This window comes from Paenibacillus sp. FSL R5-0475 (assembly GCF_038004585.1).
Lineage (GTDB): Bacteria > Bacillota > Bacilli > Paenibacillales > Paenibacillaceae > Paenibacillus_AQ.
In genome coordinates, this window is sequence record NZ_JBBORK010000001.1 from 3,434,610 (window position 1) to 3,451,159 (window position 16,550).

The following is a 16,550-nucleotide window of genomic DNA, read 5'->3' on the forward strand; positions in this document are numbered from 1 at the left end:
CTCTGCTGTCAGAGGCGCTATCACACATTGTGTTTGGAATTACTGTTTTTCGACAGGAAGTCTTAGGGTAAAGGTTGTACTTTCGCCCAACTTACTGGAAGCTGAAATGGTTCCGTGATGCGACTCAACAATATTTTTAACAATCGCAAGCCCGAGTCCCGTTCCACCTGATTCTCCCCGTACACGTGCCTTATCGGCTTTGTAGAAACGATCAAATATATAAGGCAGATCTTCCTGCGGAATGCCGACGCCTTCATCCTGAATTTTAATTTCAAAATAGCGACGCCCTTCTAAGACACAAGTTCCTGTATGAACTGTAATCTTCTTGCCACCCTGCGTATGACGAAAAGCATTATCGAGCAAATTGGTTAAGACCTGCTCAAGCTTATCTTCATCCGCTGCCTTAAGAACAAGGACATCGCTCTCTTTATTTAGCTGCAGATGAATATCACGCTCTTTCGCACGTACGGAAAATTTCCGATACACTCGTTCCAGCAGTTCGTTCACATCTACTTCTGCCTTCAACATATCCGTATGTCCAGCTTCCATTCGCGCAAGGTCGAGCAGATCCTTTACAAGACGTCCCATACGGAGCGATTCATCATGAATGACTTGAATCAGTTCACTGCTTTCCTCTGGTGAAGAAGCCATGCCGTCAAGTAAAGCCTCACTATAACCTTGCATCATCGATAATGGCGTCCGAATCTCATGAGAGACGTTTGCCACGAAGTCACGGCGCATTTTTTCGAGTCGTACTTCTTCAGTCACATCACGCAGAACAGCAACCACTCCACGAATGCTACCCTCAGAATATAAAGGTGCCATATGGACGGACCACACGCCCTGCCGGACATGTACATTAGAACGCTCATCGCCGCCTTGTTTCAACGTGCTCAAAAATAAAGGACGCAGGGGAGGTGGAACATTACTCTCAGCCGTTTCCATATGAGGTTCAATGTCACTCTCTTGTTCCCACTCTAAATCGCTCCAGCTCTCAAGTAGCGATTGACCGTGCGGATTGGTCAGAATAATCTGGCCTTCGATGTCAAAGGTGATTACAGCATCACTCATGCTGCGTAATACACTGGATAGATGACCCTTCTCATGGTGCAGACTGCGAATATTCTCTTCCAACTCCTCAGCCATATGGTTGAAGGAAGTCGCCAATTGGCCAATCTCGTCACTTGTGACCAGCGTCAGCCTTGTTCCGTATTCACCACGTCGAATGTTGTTTGCAGCCTCGATGACACGTTGCATCGGTTGAGTGATCTTGGTAAACAAGAACAACGCGAAGAATGTCGTCAAAGAAAATCCGATCATGCACGTATACATAAATAAACGTTTGATATCGCCGGAATTAGCAAAGTTGCTGTCGATATAGGGAAGTAGAAACAACCCGAGTGTAATAAGCACGACAGCGACCAGGCAGATGATCGTGACCCACAGCTTGCCGACAAGACTTCTCCAGAAGTTCACTTATTTAGGTACCTCAAGTTTGTAGCCTACACCCCATACAGTTGTAATCATCGCCGCGGATTCCGGTGATACTTTATTCAGTTTTTCACGAAGACGCTTAACATGAGTATCGACTGTACGCAAATCTCCGAAAAACTCATAATTCCAAACATCTTTAAGCAGTTCTTCACGAGAGAACACTTTATCCGGTGAAATCGCCAAATAATGCAGCAGTTCGTATTCTTTCGGTGTCAGACTCACTTCTTCACCACCAGCAGTTACTCGGTGTGCGTCATGCTCAATAATAAGATGAGTGAATACAATGTTATTACTGGAGTTGCTCTCTTTGGACAAAAATGCTGTTGCTGAAGAACGGCGCATAATGGCCTTCACGCGATAAATCACTTCGCGAGGACTAAATGGCTTCACGACATAATCATCCGCGCCCATTTCAAAGCCCTGTACACGATTAATCTCTTCGCCTTTAGCTGTAAGCATTAAGACAGGTGTCGATTTGACCCCTCTGAGTCGGGTCAGCACTTCCATTCCATCAATGCCAGGCAGCATAACATCCAGCAAAATTAGACCGTAGTCATTTGCTGTTGCTTTGCGAAGAGCGATTTCGCCATCTTCAGCTTCGTCGATTTCATAACCTTCTTTTTCAAGATACATCTTTAGCAGGCGGCGAATGCGTTCCTCATCATCCACTACCAGAATTCTGTTTAAATGATCTGCCATTTCACAACAACCCCTTCATCAAATACAGTAGAACGTAACCTTAAATCCATTGTGCTGTGTTAGCAGGTAAACTATGCTCAGTCCGTCCCCGCATAAGAATGAAGTCCGGCGATGACTAGATTAACGCCAACTAAGGTAAACATTACGACCAAAAAGCCTAGAACGGCAAGCCAGGCAGATTTTCGCCCTTGCCATCCACGAGCCAATCGTAAATGAAGATAAGCACTATAGAAAAGCCAAGTAACGAGTGCCCAGACTTCTTTGGGGTCCCATCCCCAGAATCTTCCCCAGGCTATTTGCGCCCATATCATTGCAAAAATCAAAGCGCCTAATGTGAAAATAGGAAAGCCAATGGCTATCGCCCTATACGTTATCTCATCTAGATCGCCTTCATCAATCCCCTCCATAACCGGGTGAATCGCTGCGCCTAGTGGCTTGCGTACGATCAAGCGAAGAATTCCGTAAAGGAGTAATCCGGAAAGAATCGACCAGATTACAGTATTAAACTTCCGGCCAGCATTCACACCATTCATCCATGAAGGAGCTTCAAAGAGAGGTTCTTTCATGCCAAGAAACGACTGGAAGCTTTCAATTTCGCTATTGTGAGGAGCCACAATCGGCGGCATTCGATAACTCACTTTCTCTATTGTACTATTTTCCTGCCCTGCGCTGTCAATCGTAACGTTGGGACGAACAAAAACAGTCTCATAACCTGCTCCGCGGAAAGCAAAAACTGAACCCAGAAACCCAATTATAACAATGATTGAAAAGAGAGTAAATTCAATCAGTCTCTGTTGCTTACGATCCGCCTTCTCTTTACTGGAAAAATTAACAGTCCGTAGCAGATACATCAGCCCTGCCGCAAAACCTACCGCGAAAAAGGATTCACCTAGTGCTGCCAGTGTTACGTGAATCTTGAGATAGTTCGATTGCAGGGATGGAATTAACGGCTGAACCTCCTGTGGAAATACAGCTGCGTACGCCATCACAATAATGCTAATTGGAACTGCAAACAGACCGAGAATAACTTTGCGATAGATCGCGTACATCACTGTAAAGGCTACCATAACCATCATGGATAAGAAAGTCATGAACTCATACATATTGCTGACTGGAATATGTCCTGCACCAAACCAACGTGTAAAGAAATAAATAAGATGAAAGATAAGACCTATAGAAGAAACAATAAAAGCTATTTTACCCCATCGAGCAGTATGTTCCTCTGGCTTGCGGCCCGACCACTTGCGACCCATGATAGCGATAGTGAATAACATAAACGACCCGCTGTATAATAAGAATGCGGCAATAAAGACGGCACTGCTGATATCGAGCAAGCTCATGTAAGGCCTCCTCCATTATCTATTGATTTTTCATCGACTACCATATCTACTTTTTCTAAAATAGAAACGATCTCACGACGGAAACCGAACCAATTCTTGTTCGTATGTCCTCCGAGTATTAGCTCTCCGTTTACAACGGTAAGCCAGATGCGTCTATGCTGCCAGTAAAATCCAAGGATTAAACCCAGCATCACGATTGCTGCACCTAACCATACAAAAGGCATTGCACGATCAATACGTATATTCAAGTATGTAGTCGATTCCGAAAAATCAACATCGCTCATGTTGTCCACTTCAAGCTCAAGAAATCTATTGCTGCCACCAAGCTTATCGTTAATAGCCACCTGCTGAAACTGAGACTTATCTACCTGCTTAGGAAAATAGAAGTACTGCTGCCCTTCCGCTGGCAAATTCGGTCCTTGAATCAAGAATAAGAATGCTGGTGCATTCGGATAAGGCGACTTAGATATCGGCTGACCATCCTCATTCAGTCCAAAATCCATATATTTCTCTTTTAAAGTCATCGTATAGGGTCCCGCTGTAATTGTACGCTGCGGATTCTTCATATCCAGTTTGAATTTACCGTACGACTCCCCAGTGGTGGAATTCTTAAGCACTGGCTGTACAGAACGCAGCACAGGTGTTAGATCATAATCAAACTGATACGCTTTCAATCCTTTATAATCCAAAGGTGAGTTTACTTGGATATTATGCGTTGTCACCTCGGTAAGCTGCGGTTTCTTAGTAGGATCTGAGCAATCCGCGGAACATTTATATAGCACTGCTTTAGTTTGGAATAATTTTGGAAGGATCTTTTTGCCTCGAAACTCCTCTGGCATCTCTTCATCGGTGTAGAACTCTACGGTGAATTTCTCGTTTTTTAAATAGTAGGTAGTATCCGGAATCTGTGTAATCTCCCCTTGCGGGAAAGCAAGATGCTGATCCATGTTGAGACCCGGCAATCCTCTTGCCAGTACAGCAAGTAAAAAAATAATCAAACCAATATGTATTACGTAAGGCCCCCAGCGGCTGAATCGGTGTTTCTCTGCCAGCAGAGCTCCTCCATCCGTCTTGACTCGGTAGCCCTTTTTACGCATAGGCTGAACCACCCGAGCAACCCAAGCTTCTGGTTCTTCTTGCACTTCAGTAACTAGCACAGCCTTTTGCCGAGTTAAGAACTGACGATGTTTCCGAATCTTCTGCCTAGTTAATGCCTTATATAGCGGAAGTACTCTGTCCAAACTACAAATGACTAGTGAAGCACCAATCATTACGAGTAGAGTCACAAACCACCAGGATTCGTATGTATGTGAAAGTCCAAGCTTATAGTAGATATCCCCAGCAGTTCCGTACTCCTGCTTATAATAACTCGATGCATCAATATTAAGGAAAGTACTCTCCTGAGGGAAAATGGTTCCCAGCATAGAGCCTAACAGTGTCAAAACGATTAGATATATCGCTATTTTGACAGATGAAAAAAAGTTCCAAACTCGATCAATAATGCTTGGATTAACACGCTGCGAACGACGGGCTACACCATCATAACGCATTTCCAGATTCTCGCCCCAGTCCGATTCTTTGCCAAGCGGCTTTCCGCATGCTTCACATAGAACAGTGCCTACAGGGTTCTGATGGCCACATTCACATTTGGTATTGGTTATAAAAGCCTCGCGTTCACTCATCAATCCACCAGCTTCCCAATTTGATCATCTAGTGAATCTAAATCAAGCTGGCCAATATGAATGCTGTCAATTTTACCCTTTGCATTAATAAAAAAAGTAGTGGGGAGTGGAGAAATACCATAACTTCGTACAGCGTCTCGTCCCGTGTCCATCAAAATCGGAAAATCAATATTGACTTGCTTCACAAAATTCTCGACAGTCATCTGATCTTCACCTACGTTGATTCCAATAACGACTACATCTTTGTCCTTCCATTTTTCCCATTGTGCTTGGAGAGCCGGCATTTCTTTTACACATGGCGTGCACCATGAGCCCCAGAAATTCAGCACAATAGCCTTCCCCTTATACTCGTCTAACGTATGCCCAAGTCCATCAAGACCCAGCAAATCAATGGCAGGCGCTTTACTACCTTCCTCTGGTTTTCCGCTTCCACCAAATACAGAGGAACCAATTGCATAACCACCCACTAGAACGATTAGAAACAGAATTACGATTTGAATTGGTTTTCTCGCCTTACCCACATGTAAAGCCCCCTTCTGTGACGCAACTCATACTTATGTTGTAAGGTGTGAACATCCTATGAACATTATAGCGAATTTCGTCACAGTATTAGGGGGTTTAATTGTGAATATTGTGTGTCTTTATGACTCTTTACGTGGAGTTCTTTCTTTGAGTAATCCTGCTTTGGCAATTTGCTGCAGATGGTTAATTTCATCTTTAGTCAAATGACGGTAGGATCCACGTTTAAGATTTTGCAGCATAATATCCCCGAATGAAATCCGCTTCAGACGGAGAACGGGGTGTGAAATCGCATCAAACATGCGTCGTACCTGACGGTTACGTCCCTCGTGAATCGTAATGCTGATTACTGCTTCTTTATTCGCTTCATCAATATCTTTGTACTCTACTTCGGCAGGCGCTGTCATACCATCTTCCAGCTTGATCCCAGCCTTTAGCTTGTCCAGTGCAGTACCGTGCGGAATACCCTTGACCGTAGCGTGATACGTCTTAGGTACATGATGCTTAGGATGGGTAAGCAAGTTAGCGAAATCTCCATCATTCGTTAACAGCAGCAGTCCTTCCGTATCATAATCCAGACGGCCTACAGGGTAAACCCGTTCTGTAATTCCTTTAAGGTAGTCTGTTACAACCTTGCGACCCTTTGGATCGGAAGCACTTGTAATGACTCCTTTAGGTTTGTTGAACATAATATAGATTTTGTTCTCGCCCCGGATCAGTCTACCGGAGACTTTAATAATATCTGTTGCGGGGTCCACCTTCGTGCCAAGCGTAGTTACGAGTTCCCCGTTGACTTCCACTTTACCGGCCAAAATCATTTCTTCACACTTACGTCTGGACGCCACACCTGCCTGCGCCAAAATTTTCTGTAATCTTTCCATTTTCGACTAGTCACCTCAGATTAATGATAACCATCAGAGGGATAAATCACAAGTTCATTCCATGGAAAAAATGCGCCTGGGCAGTAATTATTGTGGGGTTCGATGATTAAAGGGGAGATTTGGTAGCGCTCTACCAGTTCTAAAATGAGTTTACCTGTGGCAAATACCTGCTCCTTCCTTCCAGATAATGGAGGAATGCCATCTTCCCTGCTGAAATCACCTTCCAAGCAAATGTGAATATACTCCGGATCGGTCAGCAGCGGTGCTGCATAAATGGCTCCGTCCACACCAACCCAGAAATCAAAGCCTTTGCCATTAATGGAAGTACAGCGAGACTGATGCAGAATAAAACCTTTGTAGTTCATAGCGGATTGCCTCCCTCCACATTGCTGCAATAGCATATGTCGAGGAAGGAAAGGGGGTGACGCCTCCTACCCAAAAAGCAGGAGGCAGACCGCGATCGCGGCGACGAAGCCAACAACATCGGAGAATAGACCTACCTTAAGTGCATAACGTCCGTTACGCACACCAACGGCTCCAAAATAAACCGTTAATACATAGAGCGTTGTGTCCGTGCTGCCTTGTATGGTGGAGGCAATCATGCCGATTAGAGAATCCGGACCATGAACGCGAATCAGATCCGTGGTATAAGCAAGCGAGCCTGTCCCAGTAAGGGGCCGCAGAAGGCCGAGCGGCAGTACTTCTGGAGGTACGCCAAGTCCCCGCAGAGCAGGAGATATGAATCCCATTAGGAAGTCGAGTGCGCCCGATGCACGAAAGACGCTGATCGCCACAAGCATTCCCACAAGATGAGGAATAATCGCGATTGCCGTTCCAAATCCATCCTTGGCCCCTTCAACAAATGACTCATACACCGGGACTTTACGCGTAAAAGCATAGAGCGGGATGAACGTAATCATGACAGGAATCGCCCATGCCGATAGGAGACTGATTAACTGGTACAAGTCATGCTCACCCTTTCAATGAAGAATTAGGCAGCGACGTCTTGGCCAATGGAGCAGAACCAGACTTTGCTGACGGCGGCTTTGGAGGTTTGCGCAGCAATGTCATCCTTCGGAAAAACCGGTCAGCCGCTATAGCCGCAAGAGTCGCCACAGCCGTTGCGGCGAGGGTTGTGCCTACTATTCCCGCAGGATCTGCCGAATTGTAATTCAATCGGATCGCAATTAGTGTCGCGGGAATTAGCGTAATGCTTGCTGTGTTAAGCGCCAGTAAGGTACACATGGCTGGTGTGGCCGTTTCTTTATCCGGGTTGAGCTTCTGCAGCTCCTGCATCGCCTTGATCCCCATAGGTGTAGCCGCATTGCCAAGTCCAAGCAAATTAGCGCTCATGTTGGAGAGAATATATCCGATTGCAGGATGGCCCTTCGGCACATCTGGAAAGAGGAAGGCTACGATTGGCCCAAGAATCTTGGCTATTTTTTTAAGCAAACCAGCATCCTCTGCGATCCGCATGATTCCTAGCCAGAATACAAGCACACTTATTAAGCCGAAACTTACTGTAACCCCACTCTTGGCTCCGTCGAATACGGCGGCTGTAAATTCATCCATTCTGCCGTTAACGGCGGCGAACAGAAAACCGATGATGATCATTCCTAGCCAGATCCCGTTAATCATGGATACGCCTCCCTCTTCATTATTCAGCTATCTGCTTACTTGGAACTTTCACCCAATTTAAATAACGCCTTCAGTGCACTCCCTATAGCCTGAAACCAATTATCAGCAGGATAAGTGTGTGCTTGCGTTGTACTATATTTTTTAGTATAAGCGGATTCCTCAGGTGGTAAGGACTCTCGTGTATATACTGGAACCCGGCCTATCTCCTTGCCACCTAGATCTAGAACGAGAACCCCTTGTAATCCAAAGTTTGATCTTGCAGCTTTGGCTGACGCCGAAGGGATCTGATTTAAGACAAGTTTGGTGGTCACTCTATCCTGCTCCCCTTGTCCGAGCGGATAGGCAAATTTTTTGGCTGTCACGAAGTCATAACCGCTCACGGGGTCCCCACGTTCGATCATTGTTTTTAGTGGGTAGTGATTAAATCCAAAGTTTAGCAGTGAGGCATGATCATTCCAGTCATCCCCATCATTTATGGTCACTGCGACAAGCTGCTGGCCGTTTCTGGTCGCTGAGCTGACAAGGCAGCGTAGCGCTTTTTTGGTATATCCTGTCTTCACACCATCTGCGCCCTCATATAAGTACAGCATTTTATTTTTGTTTCTCCACTTGTAATCCCATTTCTCATTTGGATTGTCCGCAGTTTTCTCCTGTGTCTTCACAATTTGCTTAAATACAGGATTATGAAGAGCATACGCCGTCAGTACGGCTAAGTCGTTAGCACTCGAATAATGGCCTTCAGCATCTAGACCATGCGGATTAGCAAAATGAGTATTTTTTAATCCGAGCTCTTCAGCCTTATTGTTCATCAGGTATACAAACCCTTCTTCAGAACCGCCGATATGTTCAGCGATCGCTGTTGCCGCATCATTCCCAGAGCGCAGCATTAGACCATACAGCATATTTTCCAGCGTCATCTCTTCACCTTGCTGTAAATAAATAGAGGAGCCTTCTTTGGCGAAAGCATTTTTACCAACTTTGACTTTGGATGCTAAATCACCATTCTCAATAGCGACGAGGGCAGTCATTATTTTAGTCAGGCTGGCAATAAGCATCGGCTCATCTCCTCGACTGCTATACAAAATACGCCCGGATTCCACATCAATCAGCGCCGCTGCCCTTGCATGCGTAGATATGGAGCTGTTCTCCGCATGAATCAAAGTTAGCGGTGTCAGAAACAGCAGCAAAATGCTCAGTAATAAGGCGATTGGAAATTTACGGGTTATTGTCTTCATATTTATCCTCCGGATTCTTATCGGTTCTTAAGTAAAGTCATTCATTTCATGCTTATGTTGTACAAGTGTATGCGGACCAGCCTTAGGGTATGTCCTCTCCACACAAAAAGGGACACCGCCTGATGTAAGGCGATATCCCCGAGGCTATTTGTTGAATTATGTGTACCTAATGTGTTGAAGATTGGGATGTACTTGGATCGGGTTTAGCAGGTGTTTGTGATGCTTGTGCTTGTGGTGCTTGTGGTGCTTGTGGTGCTTGTGTAGCAGTTGACCCAGCTTGACCTGAAGAACTGCTGCTTTGGAACATTGTCTGGATTTTGTCGATGAGCCCAGGCGTGGCATCGATAATTTTTTCGAACAAATGCGTTTGATTGTCGAGTGGCACAATGTTTACCCCATCCTTACCAACCACTAGAAAAGCGATCGGTCTGATGGAGACACCGCCCCCACTACCGCCACCAAAAGGAAGCATTTTGACACCGCCTTGGGAGCTTGATCCACTTATAGAATCCTCTACTCGATAATCACTACCCCCTGCAGCAAACCCAAAGGCCACCTTACTAATCGGCAGAATAATACTCCCGTCAGGTGTTTGTACTGGATCTCCAACAATCGTATTAACATCTACCATACCCTTGATATTTTCCATCGCTGTTTGCATTAGACCCTGAATAGGATGGTCGCTCATATTGTTTCCTCCTTTAATTGAGTACGATTTCTCTTGCTTCTACAGCGCTTATCATCCCCACATCCACGCATTTGTATGTAACTTTCATTCTAAACTTTGCCCATGAGACTCCCTACGCATCCGTTTTAGTAATTTTCTCCACTTACTGATTCCCCCCGCCTCCCTCAAGACACGAAGAAGAAGCTGCAATGATGCGTATACGGCATAGGAAACGGACAATTTACCCTCACATACGAACTCCATTGAAAAAGAATGCTCATCTTGAAAAACAGGCTTCACAAACACTCGTGGATTGTGTTTCAATTTGACCCTCTGCGAAATAAATCCAACGATGCTCCATTTCAATCCCCAGACGGCTCCTGATACTATGGCAGTGTCTGCCGCATCACCTAGTGAGAAGTCTGTGGACCAGTCGAGCTTTGATATTTTGACATGTGATACAGTTTCCTTGAACCACTTCTTCAATCCACGTGTGGATTTCACTGCTAGCTGTACATTGTCCCGCCAGCGCTCAATTCTTTCTTTATCGAATTGTTCTTCCTTTACAGTGTCAACACCTGTAGTCGCGGTACCCGTCTCTTTAAACTTCCCAAGCACGCCTTGCTCCAATCCCTTAAAGACCAATCGAGGCAGTTCATAGTGGAGTTTGATCAGACCAAAAAGTGTCTTAACATCTAACTCGATCAGATCATTTTTGTCATGTTTATAGCACCGGATGCGGAAATCGATAGATGAAGACAGAACCAGGATCATTGCCAGTACCAGCAATCCGAGGGGTATTCCAAGCCATAACGTCACGTATTTACCTCCAAGAAACCTTAATAATGGGAACCTTTGGTTTAGTATGGCAATTTAATCTGGAAAAAATTCGGGGTTTGGCTAAAAAATGTGGCTCTACAAAAAAATAGGGACTGCCCATAAACCATTATGAATGGTTTATGGGCAGTCCCAGCAATACAAATCATTGCGGAATAACAAAAAAAACTAAGGTTGCTCTATATCCTCGAACGTCATTTGAGTATCCAGCTTATTGAACAATAGCTGTGTCTCCTCTTCCAAATTATCAGTGGATTCGAAGTTAGATGGTTCTGGCAGCTCATTCAGACTTGCTAGGCCAAAGCTCTCCAAGAATGATTTAGTCGTCCCATATAAGATTGGACGCCCTACGGCCTCCGCACGACCTACCTCATGGATCAAATCCTTGTTATTCAGCGTATGAATAGCACGTTCGGATTTCACGCCTCGAATCTCTTCGATCTCCACCCGTGTAATGGGCTGACGATAGGCCACGATCGCCAATGTCTCTAATGCGGCCTGAGACAAGGTTGATCTGGATGGGGAATAAGCCAAGCGTTCAAAATAATGGGCATGCTCAGGTAATGTAGCCAACCGATAATTCCCGGCGATTTGGACTACCTGTAACCCCCGCTCCTGCGTTACATAATCCTCTTTCAGTTCTTCTAATGCTCCAGCTGCAAGCTCTGGCCGCTGCTCTGTAATCTCGGCTACTTGCCGTACGGAGATCCCTTCATCACCTGATAGAAACAACAGGCCCTCAATAATCGATTTCAGCGTTTTGTAATCCATTGAAGTGTTCTCCTCCTCTCCACTCCATTACGATGTCCTCAAACAATTTCTCCTGATAGCAAAAAATCGCCTTCATTTTCATTAGTTCCAGAATCGCAAGAAAAGTTACTACGATTTCGTGCCGCGCCATTTCATCGTGAAGCAGTGCTGAGAAGTGGAGCCTACCGCCCTTCCCTCTGCGCTGCAGCGCATCCGATACATCACGTATACGATCTTTTACCGATATTTCGTCCCGGGTGATCCGCTGGTAAGATGACCTTCTTGCCGCCTTACTAAGTGCTTTACGGAAAGCAGCTATAAGGTCGGAAGTATGTAGTCCTTTTAGCGTATGGTCAATCTCTTCAGGCACGTATGGACCCAGATCCTCCGGCTCCTTCGTAAAAATCAAGCTCCGCTCGCTCTCCATATCCATTAAATGAACAGCAATACTCTTGAATTTACGATACTCAATCAGTCGCTGAACAAGTTCAGCTCGTGGATCAAATTCATCTTCTTCGTAATATTCAAAATCATCGATCTCAATGACCGGTGGTTTGGGCAGCAATAGCTTGCTCTTTATAGATAATAGGGTTGCGGCCATCACGAGAAATTCACTCGTAATATCCAGTTCAAGCTCCTGCATACTTCGCAGGTATTCCATATACTGTTCGGTGATCTCGGCGACCGGAATGTCCTGGATGTCGATTTCCGCCTTATCAATTAAATGCAAAAGCAGATCCAGCGGACCTTCAAACGTTTCCAGCTTGTACAATACAGTCACGAAGCATCCTCCCGCCAAAAAAAGTAAAGTGCAGCACCCTAAAGGACGCTACACAAGTAGAAAGGGCTCTATAATCCATGCTTTCTTCTTATACTATAAATAAGCACGAATTCGACTGATTCGTCAATAGCTGACTTACTTAAACAGTTTGTTAAGATTCGCCATTTCAATCGCAGCAGTCGCAGCATCCCAGCCTTTATTCCCTGCTTTGGTTCCTGAACGCTCAATGGCCTGTTCAATATTCTCAGTAGTTACTACGCCAAAAATCGTCGGCACGCCGGTTTTAAGATTGATCGCAGCTACCCCTTTTGCAACTTCATTACATACATAATCATAGTGCGTTGTAGAGCCACGGATAACAGTTCCTAAAGTGATTACAGCGTCGTATTTACCGCTTTCCGCCATTTTTTGAGCGATTAACGGAATTTCAAACACGCCTGGAACCCAAGCAACATCTACTTCATCATCGTTAGCACCATGGCGTTTAAATGCATCAAGTGCACCTGACAAAAGCTTGCTAGTAATAAATTCATTAAAACGTCCTACTACGACTCCGTATTTTAACCCCTCGGAAACTAAATGTCCTTCTAAATATTTCGGCATATCATTCATCTACCCTTCGTTTTTTATTGTGTGTGATTATACTTTCGAATCCTCATTTTGTTCAATGTCGTCAAAAGACAGCAAATGCCCAAGTTTCGCCTGCTTCGTATGGAGATAATTAGTATTATCCTTATTCTCCGGCATTTGAATTGGCACTCGCTCAACAACTTCCAATCCATAACCTTCTAACCCTTTGATCTTTCGAGGATTGTTCGTTAAGAGACGAATTTGACTTATACCTAGATCCTTCAGAATTTGTGCTCCAATCCCGTAATCACGCAAATCTGCTGGAAAACCAAGCTTTAGATTGGCATCTACAGTATCGAGTCCTTCTTCTTGAAGCTTGTAGGCTTTAAGCTTATTAATAAGACCAATGCCTCTGCCTTCTTGACGCATATAGAGCAACACACCTCTACCAGCAGCTTCGATCTGCCGAAGCGCTGCTTCAAATTGGGGACCACAATCGCAGCGATGGGAGTGGAATACGTCACCCGTCAAGCATTCGGAATGTACTCGTACTAACACTGGCTCATCACCGGAAATATCGCCCTTCACCAATGCTACATGTTCTTTATCATCCACTTCATTTGTATAGGCAATGGTCTGAAACTCACCGAAATCGGTAGGCAGACGTACAGACACCTCGCGATTGACGAGCTGTTCCTTCTCGTTCCGATAGTGAATGAGGTCTTTGATGCTGATCAACTTAAGATCATGCTTCTTAGCAATCTCAACCAGATCAGGCAACCGGGCCATCGAGCCATCTTCTTTGATGATTTCACAAATCACACTGGCTGGATATGCACCACACATACGGGCTAAATCAACAGCAGCCTCTGTATGTCCGGAACGGCGTAGTACGCCACCTTTTTTCGCAATCAGCGGGAACATATGGCCAGGTCTACGGAAATCAGACGGCTTCGCTTTAGGGTCAATCATGGCCTTTACAGTCAAGGATCTTTCCCCTGCTGATATACCAGTAGTTGTATCTATATGGTCAACCGATACAGTAAAGGCTGTGCCGTGATTATCTGTATTGTGACTGACCATAGCCTGTAGTTCAAGCTCTTCCGCACGCTCAGCGGTAATTGGCATGCAGACCAAACCACGTCCCTCAGTGATCATAAAATTGATGACTTCTGGTGTCGCCCGTTCAGCAAGAGCTATAAAATCCCCTTCATTCTCACGATCTTCATCATCCACCACGATAATGACTTTGCCGCGCATTAAATCATATATCGCTTCTTCAATCGGATCCAAGACACTATCCTTCTTCGATTGTTCGCTCATGATCCTATCCTCCTAATAGCTTTACGAAGGATTATTCCCTTCTTCGTAAGCTTACTCATTATTTAAACAAATCCGTTTGCCGCCAAGAAATCACGACTAATCCCGGAACTGCTATCACTTTCTTCATCCTGTGCAGCTGAGCCATAATGAAGAAGATGATCTACATATTTGCCCAGGACATCACACTCAATATTCACACTATCTCCTGCCCGCTTATAAGTTAGCACAGTTTCCCCTAACGTATGCGGAATAATGGATACAGTAAGCGATGAAGCCGTCGTCTTTACTACTGTTAAGCTAATGCCATCAATCGTGATCGACCCTTTAGGGATGATATATTTAAACAGCGATTTGCGATCCGGCGCAATCTCATAGACTACTGCATTTTGATCACGCTTTACACTTTTTATGACAGCAGTGCCATCTACATGTCCCTGAACAATATGACCTCCAAATCGACCACCGGCTGCCATTGCTCGCTCCAGATTCATCCGACTGCCAGGACGTAGCTCCTTCAGATTACTGTTTCGATAGGTCTGAGGCATGACATCCACTGTAAAATAGTTCTCGCCTAAAGCTGTCGCTGTAAGACAGACGCCATTAACCGATACGCTATCACCAATCTTCAAATCATCCATGATGACGGAAGCGGCAATGTTCAGCACCATCATTTCTCCACCGGTGGAGACACTTCTCAGAGTGCCAACTTCTTCGACTAATCCAGTGAACATGCTTTCCCTCCTAGGAGTTTTGTGTGAGTAACACTTCTCCGCTATCTCTCCGAACAAAACTTGCTCCGGAAGCACACGATTGAGTTTTGTAACCATTCACTTTAGCGTACCGGAGTACCGCTGATACATACATTATCTCCGAGCACTTTTACTTCCAATCCCTCCAGAGAAATCGCATCCTTCATTAGCTCTATACCAGGAAATACGAACGTCCCTTTCGCTTCAGCACCACCGCCAACAATCTTTGGAGCGAAAAAGAGAATCACTCGATCAACTAGCCCACTCTCCAGCATCGCACCATTTAGCGTGCCTCCGCCTTCAAGTAAAATCGATCCGATTTCCATTTCACCGAGTGTTACCATAGCAGCCTTCAAATCCACCCGTGGTCCTGCTCCGCTAACAATGATTTGCACACCTGCTTGAAGAAGTGCTGCTTTCTTTTCATCATCTGCGGCTTCAGTTGTCACGATGATAGTAGGCGCTAGACCGTCACTTACAACTGCTGAATCCAAAGGAATACGTAGTCCAGAATCAATCACAATCCGTATCGGATGAATACCCGGCACTTCCGTTCTTGTCGTCAGTGAAGGATTATCTGCAATCACTGTGTTCACACCGACCATTATTCCCTGATGCCGATGCCGCAGCGTATGTACGATCTCCCGCGCTTCACCATTTGAAATCCATTTACTGTCACCAGATTTAGTAGCTAGGTTACCATCCAGCGTGCTGGCACTCTTGAGCGTAACAAAAGGCTGTTTTGTTAAAATATACTTGATAAAACGCTCATTCAACCGCAACGCACGTTCACGCAGCAACCCTACTTCTACTTCAATGCCATGCTCACGCAGCATTTGAACGCCGCGACCCGCAACCTGAGGGTTAGGATCTTCACAAGCGACTACCACTCTGGCTACTCCCTCGTCGATCAGCCTTTGGCTGCAGGGCGGAGTCTTGCCATAGTGACTGCATGGTTCCAGTGTTACGTAGGCAGTGCTGCCCTGTGCTTGGCCAGCCGCCATATTCAAGGCATGAACCTCAGCATGACCTGTTCCGCGCTGCAAATGAGTTCCAAGTCCAATCATCGCTCCATTCTTTACAACAACACAGCCAACTACAGGGTTAATTCCCGTCTGTCCTTGGGCACGTTCTGCCATATCCAGCGCTAACGACATATAAAACTCGTCATTCATATTATCCATCTCGTTCCTCCTATCCACTTACTGTCTATCTGATGCGTAAAAACAGAAAAACCCATCTCATTCTCCAGGAGGAGTAAAGATGGGTTATGCGAGAGTTTATCGGCAGTCCAAATAAAAGTGTGCGTAAATAACCGTCAAACGACGGCAATTGTGAAATATCGCACATAATAAATGAAAATACTGCAGTCCACCTGTCTATTA

General features: G+C 45.2%; 18 protein-coding genes. All 18 read right to left on the minus strand.

Annotated features, from left to right (window positions below; translation table 11 throughout):
- Positions 1 to 39: 39 nt before the first annotated feature.
- Positions 40 to 1,476 carry an ATP-binding protein gene (locus MKX41_RS15455; protein ID WP_340971601.1) on the minus strand — a complete coding sequence of 479 codons (1,437 nt, stop codon included), beginning with the start codon at positions 1,474 to 1,476 and terminating at the stop codon, positions 40 to 42.
- Positions 1,477 to 2,193, minus strand: coding sequence for a response regulator transcription factor (locus MKX41_RS15460; RefSeq protein ID WP_036676174.1), 717 nt, complete (start codon positions 2,191 to 2,193; stop codon positions 1,477 to 1,479). It lies immediately after the preceding gene.
- A 77-nt stretch (positions 2,194 to 2,270) separates the two neighbouring features.
- Positions 2,271 to 3,533, minus strand: coding sequence for a cytochrome c biogenesis protein CcsA (gene ccsA / locus MKX41_RS15465; protein WP_042190256.1), 1,263 nt, complete (start codon positions 3,531 to 3,533; stop codon positions 2,271 to 2,273).
- Positions 3,530 to 5,215 (minus strand): cytochrome c biogenesis protein ResB, encoded by a 1,686-nt coding sequence (gene resB, locus MKX41_RS15470; RefSeq protein ID WP_340971604.1) that lies wholly within the window; start codon positions 5,213 to 5,215, stop codon positions 3,530 to 3,532. The genes ccsA and resB overlap by 4 nt, the downstream gene beginning before the upstream one ends.
- On the minus strand, positions 5,215 to 5,736 hold the full coding sequence (locus tag MKX41_RS15475; protein ID WP_042190261.1) for a redoxin domain-containing protein: 522 nt from the start codon (positions 5,734 to 5,736) through the stop codon (positions 5,215 to 5,217). The genes resB and MKX41_RS15475 overlap by 1 nt, the downstream gene beginning before the upstream one ends.
- 120 nt (positions 5,737 to 5,856) lie before the next feature.
- Positions 5,857 to 6,615, minus strand: coding sequence for a pseudouridine synthase (locus MKX41_RS15480; RefSeq protein WP_036676166.1), 759 nt, complete (start codon positions 6,613 to 6,615; stop codon positions 5,857 to 5,859).
- Positions 6,616 to 6,635: 20 nt separating this feature from the next.
- A complete protein-coding gene (locus tag MKX41_RS15485) occupies positions 6,636 to 6,980 on the minus strand; it encodes an N-acetylmuramoyl-L-alanine amidase (protein ID WP_340971606.1) in 345 nt (114 codons plus the stop codon).
- A 66-nt stretch (positions 6,981 to 7,046) separates the two neighbouring features.
- Positions 7,047 to 7,535 carry a spore maturation protein gene (locus MKX41_RS15490; RefSeq protein ID WP_042190265.1) on the minus strand — a complete coding sequence of 163 codons (489 nt, stop codon included), beginning with the start codon at positions 7,533 to 7,535 and terminating at the stop codon, positions 7,047 to 7,049.
- 52 nt (positions 7,536 to 7,587) lie between these two features.
- A complete protein-coding gene (locus MKX41_RS15495; protein WP_042190267.1) occupies positions 7,588 to 8,253 on the minus strand; it encodes a nucleoside recognition domain-containing protein in 666 nt (221 codons plus the stop codon).
- Between the two features lie 35 nt (positions 8,254 to 8,288).
- Complete coding sequence (locus tag MKX41_RS15500) at positions 8,289 to 9,488, minus strand: D-alanyl-D-alanine carboxypeptidase family protein (protein ID WP_042190269.1); 1,200 nt, start codon at positions 9,486 to 9,488, stop codon at positions 8,289 to 8,291.
- Positions 9,489 to 9,654: 166 nt separating this feature from the next.
- Complete coding sequence (ytfJ, locus tag MKX41_RS15505; RefSeq protein ID WP_340971611.1) at positions 9,655 to 10,176, minus strand: GerW family sporulation protein; 522 nt, start codon at positions 10,174 to 10,176, stop codon at positions 9,655 to 9,657.
- Between the two features lie 84 nt (positions 10,177 to 10,260).
- Positions 10,261 to 10,974, minus strand: a complete 714-nt coding sequence (locus MKX41_RS15510; protein WP_340971613.1) for a DUF2953 domain-containing protein — start codon at positions 10,972 to 10,974, stop codon at positions 10,261 to 10,263.
- A gap of 186 nt (positions 10,975 to 11,160) precedes the next feature.
- Entirely contained in the window at positions 11,161 to 11,763 is a 603-nt protein-coding gene (gene scpB, locus MKX41_RS15515) for an SMC-Scp complex subunit ScpB (protein WP_042190273.1), read from the minus strand.
- Positions 11,732 to 12,523: a segregation and condensation protein A gene (locus tag MKX41_RS15520; RefSeq protein ID WP_042190275.1), complete on the minus strand. Its 792-nt coding sequence runs from the start codon at positions 12,521 to 12,523 to the stop codon at positions 11,732 to 11,734. The genes scpB and MKX41_RS15520 overlap by 32 nt, the downstream gene beginning before the upstream one ends.
- Before the next feature lie 135 nt (positions 12,524 to 12,658).
- A complete protein-coding gene (ribH, locus tag MKX41_RS15525) occupies positions 12,659 to 13,126 on the minus strand; it encodes a 6,7-dimethyl-8-ribityllumazine synthase (protein ID WP_042194286.1) in 468 nt (155 codons plus the stop codon).
- A gap of 36 nt (positions 13,127 to 13,162) precedes the next feature.
- Entirely contained in the window at positions 13,163 to 14,416 is a 1,254-nt protein-coding gene (locus MKX41_RS15530; RefSeq protein WP_076284543.1) for a bifunctional 3,4-dihydroxy-2-butanone-4-phosphate synthase/GTP cyclohydrolase II, read from the minus strand.
- 62 nt (positions 14,417 to 14,478) lie between these two features.
- The gene (gene ribE, locus MKX41_RS15535; protein WP_042190280.1) at positions 14,479 to 15,147 is read right to left on the minus strand and encodes a riboflavin synthase; all 669 of its coding nucleotides are present in this window, start codon (positions 15,145 to 15,147) and stop codon (positions 14,479 to 14,481) included.
- Between the two features lie 101 nt (positions 15,148 to 15,248).
- Positions 15,249 to 16,349 carry a bifunctional diaminohydroxyphosphoribosylaminopyrimidine deaminase/5-amino-6-(5-phosphoribosylamino)uracil reductase RibD gene (gene ribD, locus MKX41_RS15540; RefSeq protein ID WP_042190282.1) on the minus strand — a complete coding sequence of 367 codons (1,101 nt, stop codon included), beginning with the start codon at positions 16,347 to 16,349 and terminating at the stop codon, positions 15,249 to 15,251.
- Between the last annotated feature and the right edge of the window lie 201 nt (positions 16,350 to 16,550).